21 protein-coding genes and 1 pseudogene are annotated in these 21,324 nt (G+C 66.2%); 14 read left to right on the top strand and 8 right to left on the bottom strand.

The features are described 5' to 3' along the window. Window positions 1-18: 18 nt before the first annotated feature. Window positions 19-1,248 carry a 5-aminolevulinate synthase gene (gene hemA / locus S58_RS03870; RefSeq protein WP_015663933.1) on the top strand — a complete coding sequence of 410 codons (1,230 nt, stop codon included), beginning with the start codon at window positions 19-21 and terminating at the stop codon, window positions 1,246-1,248. Between the two features lie 553 nt (window positions 1,249-1,801). Further along, window positions 1,802-5,309, top strand: a pseudogene (locus S58_RS03865) (PAS domain-containing hybrid sensor histidine kinase/response regulator). Window positions 5,310-5,327: 18 nt separating this feature from the next. On the opposite strand, the gene S58_RS03860 reads toward S58_RS03865, so the two are convergent. Beyond that, window positions 5,328-6,260, bottom strand: a complete 933-nt coding sequence (locus S58_RS03860; protein ID WP_015663929.1) for a LysR family transcriptional regulator — start codon at window positions 6,258-6,260, stop codon at window positions 5,328-5,330. Between the two features lie 103 nt (window positions 6,261-6,363). Here S58_RS03860 and S58_RS03855 point away from each other — a divergent pair, with 103 nt between their 5' ends. The 3 genes from S58_RS03855 (at window position 6,364) to S58_RS03845 (ending at window position 8,718) form a co-directional block, all read left to right on the top strand. Further along, complete coding sequence (locus tag S58_RS03855) at window positions 6,364-7,335, top strand: alpha/beta fold hydrolase (protein ID WP_015663928.1); 972 nt, start codon at window positions 6,364-6,366, stop codon at window positions 7,333-7,335. 40 nt (window positions 7,336-7,375) lie between these two features. Then, complete coding sequence (locus S58_RS03850) at window positions 7,376-8,188, top strand: alpha/beta hydrolase (protein ID WP_015663927.1); 813 nt, start codon at window positions 7,376-7,378, stop codon at window positions 8,186-8,188. A gap of 104 nt (window positions 8,189-8,292) precedes the next feature. Beyond that, window positions 8,293-8,718 (top strand): hypothetical protein, encoded by a 426-nt coding sequence (locus S58_RS03845; RefSeq protein ID WP_322788237.1) that lies wholly within the window; start codon window positions 8,293-8,295, stop codon window positions 8,716-8,718. 22 nt (window positions 8,719-8,740) lie between these two features. Here S58_RS03845 and S58_RS03840 read toward each other — a convergent pair whose 3' ends face one another. Then, a complete protein-coding gene (locus S58_RS03840; RefSeq protein ID WP_015663925.1) occupies window positions 8,741-9,541 on the bottom strand; it encodes an AraC family transcriptional regulator in 801 nt (266 codons plus the stop codon). A gap of 94 nt (window positions 9,542-9,635) precedes the next feature. Here S58_RS03840 and S58_RS03835 point away from each other — a divergent pair, with 94 nt between their 5' ends. The 3 genes from S58_RS03835 (at window position 9,636) to S58_RS03825 (ending at window position 11,034) form a co-directional block, all read left to right on the top strand. Beyond that, window positions 9,636-10,187, top strand: coding sequence for a carboxymuconolactone decarboxylase family protein (locus S58_RS03835; RefSeq protein WP_015663924.1), 552 nt, complete (start codon window positions 9,636-9,638; stop codon window positions 10,185-10,187). A 246-nt stretch (window positions 10,188-10,433) separates the two neighbouring features. Beyond that, window positions 10,434-10,718: a type II toxin-antitoxin system RelE/ParE family toxin gene (locus S58_RS03830; protein WP_042338677.1), complete on the top strand. Its 285-nt coding sequence runs from the start codon at window positions 10,434-10,436 to the stop codon at window positions 10,716-10,718. 10 nt (window positions 10,719-10,728) lie between these two features. Continuing rightward, window positions 10,729-11,034, top strand: coding sequence for a HigA family addiction module antitoxin (locus S58_RS03825; RefSeq protein WP_015663922.1), 306 nt, complete (start codon window positions 10,729-10,731; stop codon window positions 11,032-11,034). A gap of 1,279 nt (window positions 11,035-12,313) precedes the next feature. On the opposite strand, the gene S58_RS03815 is transcribed toward S58_RS03825, so the two are convergent. After that, complete coding sequence (locus S58_RS03815; protein WP_042340526.1) at window positions 12,314-12,988, bottom strand: response regulator; 675 nt, start codon at window positions 12,986-12,988, stop codon at window positions 12,314-12,316. 399 nt (window positions 12,989-13,387) lie between these two features. Here S58_RS03815 and S58_RS03810 point away from each other — a divergent pair, with 399 nt between their 5' ends. Next, the gene (locus S58_RS03810; RefSeq protein ID WP_015663920.1) at window positions 13,388-15,013 is read left to right on the top strand and encodes an MFS transporter; all 1,626 of its coding nucleotides are present in this window, start codon (window positions 13,388-13,390) and stop codon (window positions 15,011-15,013) included. A gap of 108 nt (window positions 15,014-15,121) precedes the next feature. Here S58_RS03810 and S58_RS03805 read toward each other — a convergent pair whose 3' ends face one another. The 3 genes from S58_RS03805 to S58_RS03795 all read right to left on the bottom strand — a co-directional run bounded on the left by S58_RS03805 (window position 15,122) and on the right by S58_RS03795 (window position 16,906). After that, a complete protein-coding gene (locus S58_RS03805) occupies window positions 15,122-15,589 on the bottom strand; it encodes a secondary thiamine-phosphate synthase enzyme YjbQ (protein ID WP_015663919.1) in 468 nt (155 codons plus the stop codon). 24 nt (window positions 15,590-15,613) lie between these two features. Next, a complete protein-coding gene (locus S58_RS03800) occupies window positions 15,614-16,180 on the bottom strand; it encodes a hypothetical protein (RefSeq protein WP_015663918.1) in 567 nt (188 codons plus the stop codon). A 102-nt stretch (window positions 16,181-16,282) separates the two neighbouring features. Further along, complete coding sequence (locus S58_RS03795) at window positions 16,283-16,906, bottom strand: 2-hydroxychromene-2-carboxylate isomerase (protein WP_015663917.1); 624 nt, start codon at window positions 16,904-16,906, stop codon at window positions 16,283-16,285. A gap of 286 nt (window positions 16,907-17,192) precedes the next feature. Between S58_RS03795 and S58_RS03790 the strand changes: the two genes are divergently transcribed. From S58_RS03790 to S58_RS03770, 5 genes are all read left to right on the top strand, one after another. Continuing rightward, window positions 17,193-17,570: an AtpZ/AtpI family protein gene (locus S58_RS03790; protein ID WP_015663916.1), complete on the top strand. Its 378-nt coding sequence runs from the start codon at window positions 17,193-17,195 to the stop codon at window positions 17,568-17,570. 72 nt (window positions 17,571-17,642) lie between these two features. After that, complete coding sequence (locus S58_RS03785) at window positions 17,643-18,386, top strand: F0F1 ATP synthase subunit A (RefSeq protein ID WP_015663915.1); 744 nt, start codon at window positions 17,643-17,645, stop codon at window positions 18,384-18,386. A 39-nt stretch (window positions 18,387-18,425) separates the two neighbouring features. Then, entirely contained in the window at window positions 18,426-18,653 is a 228-nt protein-coding gene (locus S58_RS03780; protein WP_006615622.1) for a F0F1 ATP synthase subunit C, read from the top strand. Window positions 18,654-18,681: 28 nt separating this feature from the next. Then, window positions 18,682-19,272, top strand: a complete 591-nt coding sequence (locus S58_RS03775) for a F0F1 ATP synthase subunit B family protein (RefSeq protein WP_015663914.1) — start codon at window positions 18,682-18,684, stop codon at window positions 19,270-19,272. After that, entirely contained in the window at window positions 19,272-19,763 is a 492-nt protein-coding gene (locus S58_RS03770; RefSeq protein ID WP_015663913.1) for a F0F1 ATP synthase subunit B family protein, read from the top strand. The genes S58_RS03775 and S58_RS03770 overlap by 1 nt, the downstream gene beginning before the upstream one ends. A gap of 139 nt (window positions 19,764-19,902) precedes the next feature. Here the strand turns inward: S58_RS03770 and S58_RS03765 are convergent, their stop codons facing one another. Both S58_RS03765 and S58_RS03760 read right to left on the bottom strand, forming a co-directional pair. Next, window positions 19,903-20,520 (bottom strand): hypothetical protein, encoded by a 618-nt coding sequence (locus S58_RS03765; protein ID WP_042340525.1) that lies wholly within the window; start codon window positions 20,518-20,520, stop codon window positions 19,903-19,905. A 141-nt stretch (window positions 20,521-20,661) separates the two neighbouring features. Then, window positions 20,662-21,249, bottom strand: coding sequence for a GNAT family N-acetyltransferase (locus tag S58_RS03760; protein ID WP_015663911.1), 588 nt, complete (start codon window positions 21,247-21,249; stop codon window positions 20,662-20,664). Window positions 21,250-21,324 lie beyond the last annotated feature (75 nt).

The following is a 21,324-nucleotide window of genomic DNA, read 5'->3' as shown; positions in this document are numbered from 1 at the left end:
GCCACGTCAGGTTTCGTGATGGACTACAGCCAGTACTTCAGTGCCGCCCTCGGTCGTCTGCATGATGAACGCCGCTATCGCGTTTTCGCCGATCTCGAACGCATCGCGGGCCGGTTCCCGCATGCGACGTGGCATTCGCCGGGCGGTCCCCGCAACGTCGTGATCTGGTGCTCGAACGACTATCTCGGCATGGGCCAGCACCCGAAGGTGGTCGGTGCCATGGTTGAGACCGCGACTCGCGTTGGGACCGGCGCCGGCGGCACCCGCAACATCGCCGGAACCCATCACCCCCTGGTGCAGCTCGAAGCCGAGCTCGCCGACCTCCACGGCAAGGAGGCGGCGCTGCTGTTCACGTCCGGCTACGTCTCCAACCAGACCGGCATCGCCACCCTCGCCAAGCTCATCCCGGACTGCCTGATCCTGTCGGACGCGCTGAACCACAATTCGATGATCGAGGGCGTGCGCCAGTCCGGCGCCGAGCGCCAGATCTGGCGCCACAACGATCTCGCCCATCTCGAGCAGCTGCTGATCGCCGCCGGCCCCTCCAGGCCCAAGCTGATCGCGTGCGAGAGCCTGTATTCGATGGATGGCGACGTCGCGCCGCTGGCCGCGATCTGCGATCTCGCCGAGCGCTACAACGCGATGACCTATGTCGACGAGGTCCACGCGGTCGGCATGTACGGCCCGCGCGGCGGCGGCATCGCCGAGCGCGACGGCGTCATGCACCGCATCGACATCCTCGAAGGCACCTTGGCCAAGGCGTTCGGCTGCCTCGGCGGCTACATCGCCGGCAAAGGCGAGATCATCGACGCCGTGCGCTCCTACGCACCGGGCTTCATCTTCACGACCGCGCTGCCGCCGCCGATCTGCTCGGCTGCGACCGCTGCGATCAAGCACCTGAAATCATCGAGCTGGGAGCGCGAGCGCCACCAGGACCGCGCGGCCCGGGTCAAGGCCATCCTCACCGCCGCCGGCCTGCCGGTGATGGAGAACGACACCCACATCGTGCCGCTGTTCGTCGGCGATCCCGAGAAGTGCAAGCAGGCCTGCGACCTCCTGCTCGAGGAGCACGGCATCTACATCCAGCCGATCAATTATCCCACGGTCGCCAAGGGCACCGAGCGCCTGCGCATCACGCCCTCGCCCTATCACGACGACGGCCTGATCGACCGCCTCGCCGAAGCCCTGCTGCAGGTCTGGGAACGGCTGGGCCTGGCGCTGCACAAGAAGCCCCTGGCGGCGGAGTAGCCGCTTTCGTAGCCCGGGTGAGCGCAGCGACACCCGGGATCGCCGCAACAGCTCGTGAGACCCCGGATATCGCTGCGCTCATCCGGGCTACGCTCCCGCAGCTGAGTTTGCGAAGCCGTCGCCCAGGGCGCGATGCGCTCCCCTCCCCCTTTTGCGGGGAGGGGTCGGGGGTGGGGGTCCACGAGTCCCGCTCTCCATGAAAGCCTGAGCTCTCCAGAGGAGCGACGAGTCCACCTGCAAAGGTCAGGTTCGGATAAGCCCGAGGCGCACTCGAGCTAAGTTCAGCGCCCGGAGACCCCCACCCCCAACCCCTCCCCGCAAGGGGGAGGGGAGCCTACTGGCCGCGCCGTGAGAGAATCCGCTCCCATCGCCGCTGCTCGTACGTCCGACACCGCCACCGTGGCCGATGAGCAAGCGGGATCGCGCTGCCCTTAACGACGCCCCATCATTCCCGCTTCCACCCCGCGACATCCCTATCGCCGCGCCTCCTGCAAAGCGCTAAGTTCGCAGCCCAATTCAAGGGGCGGAGCGATCGAGGAGCTCGCGTAAGGCCATGCTGCATGACTGGGGCGTGATCGCCGCCGCGTTTGGCTATATCGGCTTCCTGTTCCTGGTCGCGAGCCGGGGCAACCGGGCTGGTCAGCGGCGGCCGGCGGAGAGCAGCGGCCGGCTGTCGGGGCTGATCTACCCGCTGTCGCTCGCGATCTACTGCACCTCCTGGACCTTCTTCGGCTCGGTCGGCTTCGCCTCGCGCAACAGCGTCGACTTCCTTGCGATCTATCTCGGGCCGATCCTGATGGTCGGCGCCTGCACGCCGCTGCTGCGCCGGGTGATCCGGCTCGCCAAGTCGCAGAACATCACCTCCGTCGCCGACCTGATCGGCGCCCGCTACGGCAAGAGCCAGGCGGTGGCGGCGACGGTGGCGCTGATCGCGATCATCGGCTCGGTGCCCTATATCGCGCTGCAGCTCAAGGCGGTGGCGTCGTCGCTCGAAACCATCATGGTGGACGACCGCGCCTTCGCGCACATCCCGATCGTCGGCGACATGGCGCTGATGGTCACGCTGGCGATGGCGATATTCGCGGTGCTGTTCGGCACCCGCCAGACCGACGCCACCGAGCACCAGCATGGCCTGATGCTGGCGGTCGCGACGGAGTCGATCATCAAGCTGGTCGCGTTCATCGCCGCCGGCGCCTTCGTCACCTTCGTGATGTTCTCGCCGGTCGAGCTGATCGAGCGGGCGATGAAATCGCCGGAGGCCGAGCGCGCGCTGGAATATGTGCCGGGCATCGGCAGCTTCCTCACGATGACCTTGCTGTCGTTCTGCGCGGCGATGCTGCTGCCGCGCCAGTTCCATGTCAGCGTGGTCGAGAATGCCGACGACGCCGAGGTGTCGCGGGCGCGCTGGCTGTTCCCGCTGTATCTGGTCGCGATCAACCTGTTCGTGATCCCGATCGCGCTCGCCGGCCTCGTCACCTTCCCATTCGGCGCCGTCGACAGCGACATGTATGTGCTGGCGCTGCCGATCGAGGCGAACTCGCAATGGCTGTCGGTGCTCGTCTTCGTCGGTGGCCTGTCGGCTGCGACCGCGATGGTGATCGTCGAATGCGTGGCGCTGTCGATCATGGTCTGCAACGACATCGTCGTGCCGCTGGTGCTGCAGCGCCAGGAGCAGCGCGAGATCGGCCGCGACTTTGCGGGATTCCTGCTCGGCACCCGCCGGATCGCGATCTTCGCCATCATGGTGATGGCGTATTTCTACTATCGCGCACTCGGCAACACCCAGCTTGCGGCGATCGGCCTGTTGTCCTTTGCCGCGATCGCCCAGCTGGCACCGAGTTTCTTCGGCGGCCTGTTCTGGCGGCGCGCCACCGCCCGCGGCGCAATCGGCGGCATGCTGGTCGGCTTCGGCGTCTGGCTCTACACGCTGTTCATCCCCAGCTTCCTCGACACCTCCACCACGGGCATCCTGTTTCTGCAACACGGCCCGTTCGGGCTCGAGGCGCTCAGACCGCAGGCGCTGCTCGGCACCGATCTGCCGCCGCTGCTGCATGGCGTGCTGTGGAGCCTGTCGCTCAATCTGCTCACCTACGTCGTGCTGTCGCTGGCGCGGCAGCCGTCGTCGATCGAGCTGCTGCAGGCCGATCTGTTCGTCCCCGCCGAGCTGACGCCGAGCGCGCCGAGCTTCCGGCGCTGGCGCTCCACCGTGACGGTGCAGGACATCCAGAGCACGGTGGCGCAATATCTCGGGCCCGACCGCGCCCGCGCCTCGTTCGAGACCTTCGCCGCCCAGCGCAACCTCCCGCTCGATCCGGCGGCGCCGGCCGATTTCGAGCTGCTGCGCCATGCCGAGCACCTGATTGCGTCGTCGATCGGCGCGGCGTCGTCGCGCCTCGTGATGTCGCTGTTGCTGCGCAAGCGCACGGTGTCGGCCAAGGCCGCGCTGAAGCTGCTGGATGATTCACACGCCGCGCTGCATTTCAACCGCGAGATCCTGCAGACCGCGCTGAACCATGTGCGCCAGGGCATCGCGGTGTTCGACACCGATCTGCAGCTGATCTGCTCCAACGGCCAGTTCGTCGACCTGCTCGGCCTGCCGCCGCATCTGGTGCAGATCGGCAGCCCCTTGAAGGAAATTCTCGAATTCATGGGCACGATCGGCGCGCCCACCTACGAGGACAGCGAGGCACTGCTCGCGCGCCGGCTCGCCGCCTACACCAGAGAGGGCGAGCCCTATCTCGAACGCCTCGCCGACCGCCACATGGTGATCGAGGTCCGCACCAACCGCATGCCGGATGGCGGCCTCGTCATCACCTTCACCGACGTGACGCCGTCGTTCGAGGCCGCCGAGGCGCTGGAGCGCGCCAATGCCACGCTGGAAAAGCGCGTGCGCGACCGCACCGAGGAGCTGACCCGGCTGAACTCGGAGTTGGCGGTGGCCAAGAGCGCCGCCGAGGATGCCAACATCTCCAAGACGCGCTTCCTCGCGGCGGCCAGCCACGACATCCTGCAGCCCTTGAATGCGGCGCGGCTCTACGTCACCAGCCTGGTCGAGCGGCAGACGGCCGGCGAAGACTCGCGGCTGGTCGAGAACATCGACGACTCGCTCGAAGCGATCGAGGAGATCCTCGGCGCCCTGCTCGACATCTCCCGGCGCGATGACGCCACAGGTGTCGAGCTTCAAGATGGCGGACCTGATGCGCTCGCTCGAAATCGAATTCGCGCCGGCGGCGCGCGCGAAAGGTCTCGAGCTGATCTTCGTGCCGTCGTCGCTCCCGGTCGAATCCGACCGCCTGCTGCTGCGGCGGCTGCTGCAGAACTTCATCTCCAACGCGATCAAATACACACCCAACGGCCGCGTGCTGGTCGGCTGCCGCCGCCGCGGCCAGACGCTGCGGATCGGCGTCTACGACACCGGCGTCGGCATTCCCCCGGTGAAGCGCGGCGAGATCTTCAAGGAATTCCACCGCCTCGAACAGGGCGCGCGGATCGCGCGCGGCCTCGGCCTGGGGCTCTCGATCGTCGAGCGCATCGCGCGCGTGCTCAACCACGGCATCGCGCTGGACTCCCTGCCCGGCCGCGGCTCGGCCTTCTCCGTGACCGTGCCGATCGCCCAGGCGATCAACCACACTGCCGCCGTGACCAGCGCCACGCCGTTGGCGACGACGCCGATCGCAGGCGCGCTGATCGTCTGCATCGAGAACGACCCGGCCATTCTCGACGGCATGAAGACATTGCTGACCGCGTGGGACGCCGAGGTGATCGCCGTATCAGACCCGGAATCCGCAATGGAGGCCATCGCGGCGCGCGACGGCGCCGTCACCGGTCTCCTGGTCGACTATCATCTCGACCGCGGCAACGGCATCGCCGCCATCCGCGACATCCGCCGCCGCTTCAACGAGGCGCTGCCCGCGATCCTGATCACCGCCGACCGCAGCCCCCACGTCCGCGCCGCCGCCCGCGACGACAACATCGCCGTGCTCAACAAGCCGCTGAAGCCGGCGTCACTGCGGGCGTTGTTGGGACAATGGCGGATCCAGCAGATGGTGGCGGCGGAGTAGGTTCTGGCAACAGCCGGGTCACGACCCCCGCCGCGTCGTCGCCTTTGCAGGACTGTCAGCCATCCGCTCGACGAGATAGTCCACGAACACGCGCACGCGTGCCGGCATGTTCGGGCCGCCGACGAACACGGCGTGGAAGACTTCCCGGTCGCCGGGATTGAACGCTTCGAGCAGCGGCACCAGCCGCCCCTCGGCGACCGCGTTGCCGAGGCTGAAATCGCCGACGCGGGCGATGCCGACGCCATCGAGCGCGAGCTGGCTGAGCGTGTCGCCGCTGTTGGCTTCGATGGCGCCGCGCACTTTCAGCGCGTAGTCGACGCCGTCGCGGCGGAACGGCCACACCGGCTCGGCGCGACGGAAGCTGAAGTTCAGGCAATTGTGGTTGTGGAGGTCTTCCGGCGCCTCCGGCACGCCCCAGCGGGCGAGGTAGTCGGGCGAGGCGACGATGGTGCGGCCATTGTCGCCGAGGCGCCGCGCGGTGAGCGCGCTGTCCGGCAGCGGACCGCCGCGAATCGCGACGTCCGCCTGCCCCGCCGCGACGTCGACGAGCCTGTCGCTGAGATTGATGTCGACCAGGATGTTCGGATAGCGCCGCACGAACTCGCCGAGCAGCGGGACGATGCAGATGCGGCCGTGCGAGAGCGCGGCGCTGACCCGGATGCGCCCGCGCGGCGCGCCCTGGTCGGCGATCGCCTGCTCGGCCTCGTCGAGGTCGGCGAGGATGCGACGGGCGGCGGCGAGATAGGCCTGACCCTCGGCGGACAGCGTGAGCGCCCGCGTGGACCGCAACAGCAGCCGTGCACCGAGCCGCGCCTCGATGCGATCGAGCGTGCGGCTGACGGCCGACGGCGTCAGACCCAGACCGCGGCCTGCGGCCGAGAAGCTGCCGCTGTCGGCGACGGCGCAGAACACCTCGAGATCCCGGGCGCGGTCCGCGCTGGCCATCACCATCTTTGCGTCCAGCTCAAAAATCCTTGGCTTCGATACCCTCTAATACCGCGGGCGGCCCTCGTCTAGCTTTGCGTGCATCAACAAGGCCACCGAGGAGATTGTCATGACCCTGTCCCGCCTGCTGCGAAACACCGCCCTGGCCGCCACCGCGCTTACTGTCCTCACCAGCGCCGCGCTGGCCGACGCGACCGAGGCGCCCGGGAATTTCCCAAAAACCTTCCGCACCCAGGAGATCCCGACCAACGGCACCACGCTCCACGTCCGCGTCGGCGGCACTGGACCGGCCGTCGTGCTGCTGCATGGCTATGGCGACACCGGCGACATGTGGGTGCCGCTCGCCGCCAAGCTTGCCGAGAACCACACGGTGATCGTGCCCGACCTGCGCGGGCTCGGGCTCTCCGCCCGCGCCGACAAGGGTTTCGAGAAGGCGAACCAGGCGGAGGACATCACCGGCGTGATGGACGCGCTCGGCGCCCGCACCGCCGAGGTCGTGGCGCACGACATCGGCAACATGGTCGCCTATGCGCTGGCGGCGCGGCATTCCGACCGCGTCACCAAGCTGGTGCTGATGGATGCGCCGGTGCCGGGCATCGGGCCCTGGGAGGAGATCCTGAAGAACCCGCTGCTGTGGCACTTCCGGTTCGGCGGCCCCGACATGGAGCGCCTCGTCGAGGGGCGCGAGCGCATCTATCTCGACCGCTTCTGGAACGAGTTCTCGGCCGATCCAAAGCATTTCCCCGAGGCCGCGCGCGTCCACTATGCCCAGCTCTACGCCGGGCCAGGCCGGATGCACGCCGGCTTCAGCCAGTTCGCCGCCTTCGACCAGGATGCCATCGACAACCGCGCCTGGCTCGCGGCGCACGGCAAGCTGCCGATGCCGGTGCTGGCGATCGGCGGCGGCTCATCTTTCGGCGCGACCATGGCTGCGGTGACACGAGCCGGCGCGAGCAACGTGCAGGAGCGGGTCATCCCCGGCTCCGGCCACTGGCTGATGGAGGAGCAGCCGGCCGCGACGGTGGCGGCGATCGACGCCTTCCTCAATGGAAGCTCGGCCAGCACGCCGTCGTCGCGCTGACCGCCACGCACGGGGCCAACGCGGCAGAAGGGCGCCGAGCATGTCGAGCCACACACTTGATGATGCGACCGGAGAGGCCAACGCGTCGCAAAGGCCCGCGGTCGTCTTCATCCACGGCCTGTGGCTGAAGCCCAGCTCGTGGGATCGGTGGGTCGAGCTGTTCAATGCCGCCGGCTACGCCGCGCTAGCGCCCGGCTGGCCGGCGGAGATCGGCGGCGCCGCGGCGCCTGAAACCATCGGCGAGGTCGTGGCGCATTTCTCACGCATCGCCGCGGCGCTCGACCGGCGGCCGGCCCTCATCGGCCATTCCTTCGGCGGCCTGATCGCGCAGATCCTCGCCGGCCGAGGGCTCTCGGCCGCGACGGTTGCGATCGATCCGGCGCCGTTCCGCGGCGTGCTGCCGCTGCCGGTCTCCGCCCTGCGCTCCGCCTGGCCGGTGCTGCACAACCCGGCCAACGCGACCCGCAACGTCAGTCTCACGCCAGACCAGTTCCGCTACGCCTTCGCCAACGCGGTGCCTGAGACCGAGAGCGCCGACCTCTACGACGCCTATCAGGCGCCGGCCCCGGGCAGGCCGATCTTCCAGGCCGCAGCCGCCAATCTCAATCCATGGACCGAAGCCCGCGTCGACAACGAGGCCGCTGAGCGCGGCCCTTTGCTGATCATCTCGGGAGAGCACGACCACACCGTGCCGCCCTCGGTCGCCCGCGCAGCCTATGAGCGGCACAAGCGCAATCCACACGCCGTCACCGAGTTCGCCCAATTCCCGCAGCGTGGCCACTCGCTGACCATCGACAGCGGCTGGCGCGAGGTGGCCGAGACGGCGTTGAAGTTCGTGCAGCGCTTTGTCTAGCGCGGCTGGCGAGCGGCGGCGCGGTGACCGGCCTTTGTGACGATGAGCTCGTCCGCAGCGCCTCCCAAAGGAACAAAGGCAGCCGGATCTGCGTTCGAGCTTCCATGCGTCGTAAAGCGGCGTCGAGATCCAGTCCCCCGGAGAACGTCGATATGGACAAGAAGACAGCCGCACTGCTCGGAGCCGCAGCCGCGGCGATCACCGCCGGTAGCGCACAGGCCAATACATTGCCGAGTGCGAACGCGTCCCCCATCCCCCAGGCATCGTCTTACGCCGAATTGCTTGCGCCAATTCCAAATGCTCTCTCGCTGCTGCAGGCCGATGACGCCGCACGCGCCCAGACCAAAGCGGACGAGGTCAAGCTGGCGGAAACGGTGATCATCAGGAGAGGCCACCGGCACTACCACCATCATCATCATCACCATCACCATCACCGCACGGTCATCGGCATTCCCGGAGTCGGCGGCGTCAGCATCGGACGGGGCCATCACCATCATCACCACCATCATCACAGCCACTATGATCGCTGATGATGTCGACACGGCCGCCCGGCTATCGCACCTCGCGTGGCGGGCGGCCCGACGTCCGGCTGAACACACGTGAGAACGCGGCGGCGCTGTCGTAGCCGACCTGGGCGGCAACGCTCTTGACCGACTTGCCCCTGGCTAGAAGCTGGCGCGCCAGCGTCATGCGCCAGGCCGTCAGGTAGTCGATCGGCGTCCGGCCGACCCGCGTCCGGAACAAATCGGCGAAGCGCGTGCGCGACATCCCGGCGAGCTCGGCCAGATCCTCGAGTGTCCACGGCCGGCCCGGCGCGTCGTGGATCGCGGTCAGCGCCTTGGCGAGGCGCGGCTCGGCGAGCCCGGCGAGCACGCCGCTCTCGACGCCGCCGCTGGCGACGACGTGGCGGACGATCAGGATCAGCAGATAGTCGAACAGCCGGTCGAGCGCCGCCTGCCGGCCGCCGCCATCGGCAAAACCCTCGGCGACCAGCAGGTCGCAGACCGGCGCGAGCGTCGGATGTCCGGCGATCGGCATCACCACCAGCTCGGGCAGTCCCTCACCGATCGGATTGCCCTCGGCACCGCCGAGCTCGACGGTCGCGCAGACGAGGTCGGCGCCACGGGAGGGATCGACGATGAAGCGGTGCGTCCGCCCGCGGGGAAAGAACAGCAGCGTCGGCTCGTGCAGCTCCACATCATCGGCGCCCGGCTGGGCCAGGGTCAGCACGCCGGCCTTGAACAGGTGCAGATGGCCCTCCGGCCCGAACTCCACGGTGTTGCAGAGGTTGCCGGAGAAGAAGGTCCGGGCTCGGGGCGTGACATGAGCGAACAGCCCTGCAAAGGGATCCATGGGACGATCTGCAATGTTTCTGGCACCTCACGTCTCACATAGTCCTGCATAGAGGGGGAGTGCAAGCCCGCACCTCAAGCCAAGGATGTTTCCCATGCCCCGCATTGCTCTCGTCGACACCACCCGCGCCGATGCCGGCGTCGTCGCCGCGCTGTCCGCCGTCAAGGCCAAGATCGGCATGACGCCAAACCTGTTCTCGACGCTGGCGCAGTCGGGCGCCACGCTGAACGGATATCTCGCCTTCTCCGATGCGCTCGCCAAGGGCGCGCTCAGCGCCAGACAGCGCGAGATCATCGCGCTCGCGGTCGCCCAGGCCAATGGCTGCGAATACTGCCTGTCCGCGCACTCACTGATGGGTAAGGGCGCGGGCCTCAGCCCGGACGGCCTCCGCAAGGCCCGCGAGGGCACTGCCGACAACGCTACCGACGCCGCCGTCGCCCGCCTCGCGCGTCGCGTCGTCGAGACCAAGGGGCAAGTCGCCGACGCCGACCTCGCCACCGCGCGTGCCGCCGGTCTCGACGATGGCCGGCTGGTCGAGATCATCGCCAACGTCGCGATCAACGTCCTGACCAACTACATCAACAACGCGGCGCACACCGACATCGACTTCCCGAAGGTGGGGCTGGCCTTGCAGCCGGTGGGCTGACACGCGGGCTTCGTCGAACCGGCGGCCGGGCGCAAACCCGGCCGTCTCACTGCTCTGCGATTTCAGGGACGGGCTCGGAGAGAGCGAGCACTTACGGCTCGTTGCTTGCCCCCATCCACTCGACGAGATAGTCCACGAACACACGCACGCGCGCTGGGCGGAGATCGGCGGCAATCGGCCAAGTCGGGCACCGATGAAGCTTCCCTTACGCTTTACGTAACTCGTAATTCGTGCTAAGTGCTCGTCATGATCGTCGGCTACCGGGACAGGAGAACCGAGCGCTTTGCAAATGGCGAAGTCGTCAGGGAATTCTCTGGTTTCGCCCGCCAGGCGGGAATTCGGCTCGACCGACTGGAAGCCGCAACGAGCTTGAAGGATCTCGGCGCCCTGCCCGGAAATCGGCTAGAGGCGCTCAAGGGCAATCGACAAGGTCAGTACAGCATCCGCATCAACGATCAGTGGCGGATTTGTTTCGAATGGCCGCCCGGCTCGCCCGGTCCTGTCAACGTCGAGATCGTCGACTATCATTAGGAGGCACATCATGGCACGCAGTCCCATTCACCCGGGCGTTCAACTCGCCGAAGAGCTCGATGAGCTCGGGATGTCGGCGGCAGAGCTGGCGCGCCAGCTCGACGTGCCCGTCAACAGGATCACCGCGATCATCAACGGCCAGCGCAGCATCACCGCCGATACGGCGCTGCGCCTCGGTCACTGGTTTGGGACGAGCCCTGATTTCTGGCTCAACCTGCAAAAGATCTATGAGCTGCGGCTAGCTCAGCAGGAGATTGGCGACGCCGTGAAGAAACTGCCGACACGTGCAGCCCGGTTAGGCACAGCGCATCAGTGACGGTCATCAACGTCGTTGCGTCGATGAGATCGAGCGGACAAACGGCACGTCAACCTGATCCGAATGTCTTCCGCGAATAGTCCTCAAGCTGGCACGATCAAACTACCTTCGTACATTTTCCATCCTAAGGTGGTAACTTGAGCCTTTGTTGAATTGGGGCGCAATTCAACAATGGTTGTGTGGCGCCGGAGAGAAAATCCGGTCGTGGCCATCCATGACGCAATCAGCTTTGTCTTCCAACTTAAGTTGCCGGGCAGCGGCGTGATAAGTCCCTTGCGAGGGAACAGATCCTCAGAGACAAATCCCGTGCAAAGCTCTCCCAGCGGGCCCGTCGTCAAATCTGCGATTGCAGCGAGATCTTCAAGAATTAGGTCACCATCATTGGCCGTGGCCGTCGTACCGCAACGACCCGCCCTTTCCCAATGGATATTCCAGAGCCGGGGCCACCCATAGATTCACTACGAGCTCAGCGTCTCAGACACTTTTGCCGAAACGATGGGCGTCAGGGTCGGCACATTCCGAAGCGTTCAAAATTTCCATTTCTTTTTCCCCGAAATCGTGCTACCCGTTGAGTCGTCCCGTGCTCGTCATGAGGGGCGCTTCGCGGTCGTCACGAACGTGGAGTGCGGGATGCGGTGGGCGCGTCGGGTCGCAGCGGGCTTTGTCCTGCGGACGAACGATCCGGCGCGCACGGTCAAGCCGTGTGGTCCTGGCATCCCGACGCTGATGCCAAGTCCGTGACGACGATGTTGCGGATGACGGGGGCAAGAACGCCGGTCCCCGGGGAGAGCTCGGAGCAGCCGTCAAAACCATCGCGCAGGGAGGGCCGGGCGTGTTCGGCCAGACCTGTGGTACCTGCCGCCTGCATTTTTTCTGCAGGCGGGCCACGGGCGCGGCCAGCGCCCGGCCTTCCCTGCGCCCTCTGTTCTTGAAGAGGGCCGATGATGGCAAAGCTCGGACGCAATATGCGCCGCGAGACTGAGAAGGTGTGTCGCGATGGATCTACCAAATGACTTTGGGCTTCCCGCTGAACCGATCCCTGGCTCACGCGCCGAAGATGCCGCTCCTCACCCTGAGGAGCGCGCCGCTCAGGCGCGCGTCTCGAAGGGCGAGGCCCGGACCTTCGGTGGCCTCATGGTTCGAGACGCGCCGCGCCCGCGACCGTCTCGCCTTCGATCAGGCTGCGTGCGGCGCGGCGCTCCTCACCATGAGGATTTAGCGCGGAGGGCGGCACCGCAGATTGGTCATACGCAACGTGCTCCTAGAGAAGATCGGCCCGTCACTTCCCCGTCGGCGCGTCCTGCCGCCAGGCCGAGCCTGCGATCTTCGCCGCAGCGATCACCGCCTGGGTCCGGCTCTCGACGCCGAGCTTCTGCAGGATGGCCGAGACATGCGCCTTGATGGTCGCCTCGGAGACGCCGAGCTCGTAGGCGATCTGCTTGTTGAGCAGGCCCTGCGACAGCATCATCAGCACGCGGACCTGCTGCGGGGTCAGCGTCACCAGGCGGTCGCGCAGCCTGGTCATTTCCGGATCGGCGCCGGCGGCCAGGTCCGTGTCGGGCGGGACCCAGACGTCACCATCCATCACCTGCTTGATGGCGTCGCGCAGGGTGTCGACGCCGAACCGCTTCGGGATGAAGCCGGAGGCACCGAAATCGAGCGAGCGGCGGATGGTCGCGCCGTCATCGCTCGCCGACACGATCACGACCGGGATCGCAGGGTATTGCGCGCGCAGATAGATCAGGCCGGAAAAGCCGGAGATGCCGGGCATGGTGAGGTCGAGCAGCACGAGATCGACGTCGGAGTCCTTTTCCAAGAGCGCCGTGAGGTCCTCGAATGAGCCGGCCTCGTCGACGACGGCTTCTGCGAGCACGCTGGCAACCGCCTGCCGCAGCGCATTGCGGAACAGCGGATGATCATCGGCAATGACGAGATGGGTGCTGGCAGCCGCCATAAATTCTGACTTGACCTTGCGACGCCGGCAACGCGCGTCACCTGCGCGCGGCCCGGCTTTCAGGAAATACTCGCCCGGCGACTGGTTGCATGCAAGCATACAATTCCACTTGCGGGGAGAGCGGTTAATCGACGCCTTGTGCGACGCAACATCGGTAGCGCGACGGCCATTCACCGAACTTGATCCGCCGCAATGTCCCCATCTTTCGCGCGAGCGCGGACCGGCAGGGCCGAAAGTCGTATTGGGACGAGTTTCACTGCAATGTTACTTAAGGCCCCAAGGTCTCCGCGACATCAGCCGTCCAAGTCCGGCATGCGGAGGCGAAACCATCGTCACAACGATCTTGGGGAGCGAATGCCAATGTCAACAATGGTAGCCACACAAGCGAGATCGGGAGGCATGACGAAGGACGAACGCTTCGTCATTCTGGCTTCCTCGCTCGGCACCGTCTTCGAGTGGTACGACTTCTATCTCTACGGGTCCCTGGCCTCTATCATCGGCGCGCAGTTCTTCTCGGCCTATCCGCCGGCCACCCGCGACATCTTCGCGCTGCTCGCCTTCGCCGCCGGCTTCCTGGTCCGCCCGTTCGGCGCCATCGTGTTCGGCCGCATCGGCGATATCGTCGGCCGCAAATACACCTTCCTGGTCACGATCCTGATCATGGGTCTGTCGACCTTCATCGTCGGCATCCTGCCGAACGCCGAGACCATCGGCTTCGCGGCGCCGGTGATCCTGATCGGTCTGCGACTCTTGCAGGGCCTCGCGCTCGGCGGTGAGTATGGCGGCGCGGCCACCTATGTCGCCGAGCACGCCCCGATGGGCAAGCGCGGCTACTACACCTCCTTCATCCAGACGACAGCGACGATGGGCCTGTTCCTGTCGCTGCTGGTGATCCTGTTCACCCGCACCATCATCGGCGAGGCCGACTTCGCCAAATGGGGCTGGCGCGTGCCGTTCCTGGTATCCGTGCTGCTGCTCGGCGTCTCCGTCTGGATCCGTCTGCGCCTCAACGAGTCGCCGGTGTTCCAGAAGATGAAGGACGAGGGCAAGAGCTCGAAGGCGCCGCTGACGGAGGCTTTCGCGAACTGGAGCAACGGCAAGATCGTGCTGCTGGCGCTGATCGGCGCCACCATGGGCCAGGGCGTGGTCTGGTACACCGGCCAGTTCTACGCGCTGTTCTTCCTGCAATCGATCCTGAAGGTCGACGGCTACACCGCCAACCTCCTGATCGCGTGGTCGTTGCTGCTCGGCACCGGTTTCTTCATCGTGTTCGGCATCCTCTCCGACAAGATCGGCCGCAAGCCGATCATCCTGGGCGGCTGCCTGATCGCGGCGCTGACCTTCTTCCCGATCTTCAAGATGATCACCACCAACGCCAACCCGGCGCTGGAAAAGGCGATCGAGGCGACGAAGGTGGAAGTGGTGGCTGATCCCGCCGGCTGCGGCGACCTGTTCAACCCGGTCGGCACCCGCGTGTTCACCGCGCCTTGCGACACCGCACGCGCCTTCCTGGCCTCGTCCTCGGTCCGTTATTCGACCGTGCCTGGCCCGGCCGGCTCGGGCGTGAAGGTCACCTTCAACGGCAAGGAAGTGCCCTACACCGACGCCAAGACCAGCAACCCGGCGCTGACGGCGGCGATCGGCGAGGCCGGCTATCCGAAGGCGGGCGACCCGACGATCGTGAAGATGGCGCATCCGTTCGACATCTTCCGTCCGCAGGTCGCGGCGATCGTCGGACTGCTGTTCATCCTGGTGATCTTCGTGACCATGGTCTACGGCCCGATCGCAGCGATGCTGGTCGAGCTGTTCCCGACCAAGATCCGCTACACCTCGATGTCGCTGCCCTACCACATCGGCAACGGCTGGTTCGGCGGCCTGCTGCCGGCGACCGCCTTCGCGATCGTGGCCTCGACCGGCGATATCTATGCCGGCCTGTGGTACCCGATCACGTTCGCAGTCATCACCGCGATCGTCGGCTTCCTGTTCCTGCCGGAAACCAAGGACGTCGACATCCAGTCGACCTGATCACGATGCGAGCGGCGACCCCGCTCGCTTCCATCTCTCTCGACGAACGGCCGCGGATCACTCCGCGGCCGTTCCGCATTTTAGCCGAGGAGTTTTCTCTTTATGGCGTCACGCCGCGCCGACGAACTGCACCACCACCTCGCGGGCGTGCGGACGCGCGCGATGCTCGATCAGGTAGATCGCCTGCCAGGTGCCGAGCATCATGCGGCCGTCCTGCACCGGCACCTGCAGCGAGACCGCACTCAGCATGGTCTTGATGTGGGCCGGCATGTCGTCCGGCCCCTCGGGGTCGTGCACCCAGCCGGCATCCTCGGGCGCCAGCCGCGCCAGCGCCGTGGTGAGATCGCGCAGCACAGTCGGATCGGCATTCTCCTGGATCGTCAGCGACGCCGAGGTGTGGCGGATGAAGACGGTCACCGCGCCTTCTCTGGCCGAGACCCCGCGCAGGAACGCGTCGACCTCGCGGGTGAGATCGGTGAAGCCGCGGCCCGCGGTCTGCACCGTCAGGATCGACGTGACGACTGTGTTGATCGCGACGGCCGAGGGCGCTGTGCGCGAGGTCGATCGTGCCGGCATGGATACAGCCTCCTCGCGCCGATCTCAGATCTTGCCCGAGACGTCCTTCTGCACCCGCGTCGCCATGTCGATCAGCCGGCGCCAGGCCTGCTCGAGGAAGCCCATCATGCGGTCCATGTCCTGATCGCTGGGCAGCGGAATCTCGAGCTTGCGCGTGCCGTCGGAGGATCTGGATTCACCGGACTTGTCACCCGACTTGGGCTCGGCCTTCTTCAACTGATCGGATTTGGGCAGCGCCTGGTCCTTCGGCAGCGGCTCATCGATCTTGCCGGAAATGCTCTGGTCGCGCGAAGCGAGCTGGCCCTTGAGCCTTTCATTCTCCGCCTGAAGCCGGCCGATCTCAGCATCCAGCGCCGCGCGCTCATCCGGCACGGCGTAACAGGCAAAGCCCGAGCCACCGCTGTTGTTGCACATCGAGACGGCGCCGTTCCTCGTATCGAGCCGGATCACGCCGTCCGGCGTCGTCGACATCGTGTAGCGCCCCTTGTCGCTATCGGGCGCGGTGTCCTCGACCGCGAACGCCTCTCCGCCCAGGCAGCTCAACGCCAGCAGCGCGACGAGGGGCGGCCGGTATGGCTTCGTGAGACTCATGGCTGGCTCTCCAAGGCGCCTTCGCAACGGCCGTCATGCACGCTCACATTGTGTCGCGGCCATGACGTTTCCTCTGGTGCGGTCCCCTGCCACAGGGCGCACCTATGTCTCGCACGTATAGGCGGAGCGGCCCGATTTCAACGCGTCGGCCAGCAGTTCGAGACGGTCCTGGCCCCAGAAGATCTCGCCATCCAGCACATAGGCCGGCGAGCCGAACACGTCGGCCGCGATCGCGTCCTGCCGGTTTTGCTCGTAGACCGCACCAACAACGTCGGTCGCGGCCTGCGCCACGAGATCACCGCCCGGCAGTCCCGCCGCATCGGCGAGGCCGGCGATGACCGCGGCATCCGCAAGGTTCTGCTGCTGCTCCCAGATCGCCGGGAATGCGCGCTGCAGATACGGCTCCGGGTCGAGCCCCGCCTGCAACGCCGCAATGACGACGCCGTCGGCCAGCCGGGCGTTGAACGGCCAGTTCTGCGGCTGCAGGTGGAAATCGAGACCGCGCTTGTCGCGCCAGCGCTTGAGCTCGACGATCCGGTAGCGCTGCCGCGCCGGGTGGCGCTTGGCGAGCGGCAGGCCGCCGGTCTCGGCGAACAGATCGAGCAGCATCACCGGCTTGAGGTTCACGGAGATACCGTGACTCGCGGCGATGTCGTGGAACAGGCGATGCCCGATATAGGCCCATGGCGACTGCAGCGAGAAATAATAGTCGATCTGGCGCGACATGCGGGTTCCCGGGCTGGTTGGCGTTCAATGACATCGGATCAGACGGTCTGCCGGGGTGCAAGATTGCAACTGCGTCAAACGCTGTTGATGCGTCGCAGTGACACGCGCGGCCGATCTGAGGAAAAAGCCGAGAAAGCGAGCGAATTCAGGCATCTAACAGTTCAACACGCAATCTTGACTTGGGGGGATGCGGTCAGTATGGTCCGCGCGGCTTTAAAGGGCGATGGGGCGCTATTTCCTGTAACTCGCGGCAACGCGTCGGGTCTCCACACGTGGCAGATGGCACATGGCGGACGGCACGAACGACAGCGGCGGACACGGAGATCGCGACAAGTCGCCCGATGAGGTTGCGCTTTCCGCAAGGCTCGGAAGTCTCGACCAGCGGTTGTCCGAATTTCGTGACGGCCGAAAGATCGGGGCTGATCAACCTGGAAACGGCAGCGGTGACACTGCAGCCAGGGCTTCGGCCATGGCGCGTGGACTGCGACTGTCCTCCGAGTTGATCGCCGGTGTCCTCGTCGGTGCGTTGCTTGGCTGGGGCTTCGACCGCTTGCTGTCGACATCGCCCTTTGGCTTCATCGTGTTTTTCCTGCTCGGCTTCGTCGCCGGGGTGTTGAACGTGGTGAGATCCGCAGGCGTCGCTCCAGACCGGTCCGGCCGATGAGACTCGCGCGGAAAGCCATCGAGTGAATTGCAAAGCGCCGGCGTGGCCGGTCAACCATGAGACGCCACGCGGATGATCGATCCGATCCACCAATTCCACCTCAACAAGATCTTCACGATCGGCCACATCGGCAATCAGGAGATCGTCTTCACCAACTCGTCCGCGTACATGCTGCTCGCGGTCGTGCTCATCGCCGTCATGATGATGGCCGCCGGGCGCGCGCTCGTGCCGGGCCGGTTCCAGTCGGTGGTCGAGCTGTCCTACGAATTCGTCGCCAACACCATCAGAACCAGCGCCGGCTCGCACGGCATGACGTTCTTTCCGCTGGTGTTCTCGCTGTTCATGTTCATCTTCGTCTCGAACATCGTCGGCATCATTCCCTACACCTTCACCGTCTCCAGCCACATCATCGTCACCTTCGCGCTGGCGCTCCTGGTGTTCCTGACGGTCATCATCTACGGCTTCTACAAGAACGGCCTGAAGTTCTTTAAGCTGTTCGTGCCTTCCGGCATCCCCGCGGTGATCCTGCCGCTGGTGGTCGTGATCGAAATCATCTCCTTCTTCTCGCGCCCGATCTCGCACAGCGTCCGTCTCTTCGCCAACATGCTGGCCGGCCACGTCACCTTGAAGGTGTTCGCGAGCTTCGTAACCATGCTCGGCGCGCTCGGCTTCGTCGGCAAGGTCGGCGCGCTGCTGCCGCTCGGCCTCACGGTTGCCCTGACCGGCCTCGAACTGATGGTCGCGTTCCTTCAGGCCTACGTCTTCACGATCCTCACCTGCATCTACCTCAACGATGCTATCCATCCGGGCCACTGATCCGGCCCTCTCTACCAAACCTCTCAAAGGAGTCGTCTCATGGATCCGGTTGCAGCGAAGTACATTGGCGCGGGCATTGCCTGCATCGGCATGGGTGGCGCGGGTGCCGGCATCGGCATCATCTTCGGCAACTACCTGTCGGCCGCTCTGCGTAATCCGTCCGCCGCTCAGGGCCAGTTCGGCAACCTGATTTTCGGCTTCGCCGTGACCGAAGCGCTCGGCATCTTCTCGCTGCTGATCGCGCTGCTCCTGCTGTACGCCGTCTAAGACGGCCTGAGCCGGAGAGGAGAAGCCCGTGGCTGAAAGTCATGGTGGTGCCAAGGTTGGCGAAACCAAGGGCGGCGAGGCCAAGGGCACCGCAAGCGCCCATACGGAGGCCGATGGCGGGCATGGGTTTCCTCCCTTCTCGAAGGAAACCTTTCCCTCCCAGATCGTCTCGCTGGTGATCGCCTTCGTGGCGCTGTACGTGATCGTCTCGCGTGTGGCGCTGCCAAAGGTCGGAGGCGTCATCGACGCCCGCCAGAAGTCGATCGACGGCGACCTGGCTGAAGCGCAGCGGCTGAAGGATGAATCCGAAGCCGCGATGAAGGCCTATGAGAGCGAGCTGGCGACGGCCCGCTCCCGCGCCCAGGCGATCGGGGCCGAGACCCGCGAGAAGCTCGCGGCAAGTTCGGACGCCGAACGCAAGGCGCTGGAAGACAGCCTCGCGGCCAAGCTGGCCGCCGCCGAGAAGTCCATCGCCACCACGCGGGCGACCGCAATGAGCAATGTCCGCGGCATCGCTGCGGATGCGGCCAGCGCGATCGTGCAGCAGCTCACCGGCAAGGCCCCCACGGCCAAGACGGTCCAGGCTGCGGTCGATGCATCGTTGAAGGGAACAGCCTGATGCATTTGCTCGCTGATCCGGAAACCTGGGTTGCGATTGCCTTCGTGATCCTGATGGGCCTGTTCGCCTATCTCGGTGTCCACCGCATGCTCCTGAAGGCGCTCGACAATCGCAGCGAGCGCATCAGATCCGAGCTGGCGGAGGCCAAGCGGCTCAAGGAAGAGGCGGCCAAGGTGCTCGCCGATTACAAGACCCGCCGCGCCAGCGCCGAACGCGAGGCCGAGGAGATCGTCACCAGCGCGAAGGCGGAAGCCGAGCGCATCGCGGCGGAGGCCAAGGCCAAGATGGAAGACTTCGTCTCCCGTCGCACCAAGTCCGCCGAGAGCAAGATCGCCCTCGCCGAGGCCCAGGCGCTCGCCGATGTCAGGGCCGCCGCGGCAGACGCTGCCGTCCAGGCCGCCGCGACCGTGCTGTCGCAGTCGGTCAAGGGCAGCGTCGGCGAAGACCTGGTCGCCAAGGGGATTGCGGAAGTCGGCCGCAAGCTGAACTGAGGCGCAGCTCTTCGTCGATCCACCATCTTCCAAAAGGCCGGTGCCACGCGCCGGCCTTTTGCTTGTCAACGTTCGTCCGAGGCTCGCCTGACGACGCGATCAGCACCGGCAGCATCCGCGTCTTCCAAGAACCGCAGCCTCACTTCCGCTTCTTGCCGTGCGGCCGTTCCGGGGTCAGGGCCTGCGGATCGAAGCCGATATAGAACACGTAATTGTCGGCGTTGGCGCCGGGCGCCGGCACCGGGTAGACCATGTCCTCGGCGACGATCGTGAACGGCACGCTGCCCTCCTCGGTCATTTGCACCGTGGTCCGATACGCCTTGGTCGCGATCACCTTCTCGCCGATGCCACCCTGGACCACGGCGATGCGCATGGGGATATCGATCGTCGCCGGCGCGCCGGCCGGCCCAACCACCACCCGGCCTTGGATGCCGATCTTCCCCGTGATCTCGGCGCCGTTCAGCGAACATTCCCGCGCGGTCTTGGTAATCGAGGCCTGGTACCGGACGTCGTTGCCGACGGCCTGCTTGCCGGGGGCCGCCACCGCATAGGTCGAGGCGCCAGCCCGGATATTGACCGGCGGACAGCTCAGGCCGTCGGTCGGATCGACCGGCGGACCGCCATTGGCCGGCAGGTTCTGTTGCCCCTTGTCGTCGGAACCGCCGCCGAACAGGCTCTTGAACCGGTCGGTGAGCGATTGCGCCGATGCCGGCGGCGCGGCGCCCGCGGCTCCCAAAGCCAGCAGCACGGCCGCCACGGTCCCAACCCTGATCACATTCGTCTGTCGCATCGTCTGATGTCCCTGGCATGTCGGTCGCCCAGCCACGGCGTCCTATACCCCTTTCGGCAGGCCGAACCAGCCCCGAAGGGCCCGCTTACCCAAGCCGGATCACAAATCCTAGCCCCTGAAATCCTCATGCAGAAGGCCATAGAGGTAATGGTCCTGCCAGACTCCGTTGATGCAGAGATAGCGCCGCGCCAACCCCTCCCGGGTGAAGCCGCACTTCTCCAGCACGCGAATCGACGGTGTATTGGTCGGGATGCAGGCCGCCTCGACCCGGTGCAGATTGAGCTCGCCGAACAAGGTCGGCAGCAGCAGCCGCAGCGCCGCCGTCATGTAGCCGTGATGAGCGTGAGGCTGGCCCATCCAGTAGCCGATGGTGCCGGCCTGGACGATGCCGCGGCGGACATTGGCCAAGGTGATGCCGCCGAGCATGGCGCCGTCCTGCTCGCGGAAGACGATGAACGGATAGGAGCGGTCGGCCGAAATGTCCTCGGCATAGCGCCGCAGCCGCCGGCGGAATCCCGAGCGCGTCAGGTCGTCGGACGGCCAGATCGGCTCCCACGGCGTCAGGTAGTCGCGGCTGATGTCGCGCAGACTGGCCCACTGCGCATAGTCGGCCATTTGCGGCGCGCGGAGCAGCAGGCCGTTGCCGCGCGGGGCGAGCGCGGCCGGTCCGCTGGACGGCAAGCGAAACAGGGCCATCGGTGATGCTCCCCCCTGCTCTTCAGCACCCGAAACCGGGGCCGGCCCGCCCGGCGGCGGAGACCCGCACGACGC

This window comes from Bradyrhizobium oligotrophicum S58, assembly GCF_000344805.1.
In the GTDB taxonomy this organism is placed as follows: domain Bacteria; phylum Pseudomonadota; class Alphaproteobacteria; order Rhizobiales; family Xanthobacteraceae; genus Bradyrhizobium; species Bradyrhizobium oligotrophicum.
Note: the sequence above shows the minus strand (reverse complement) of the source record. Positions and strands in the feature narration are given on the sequence as shown.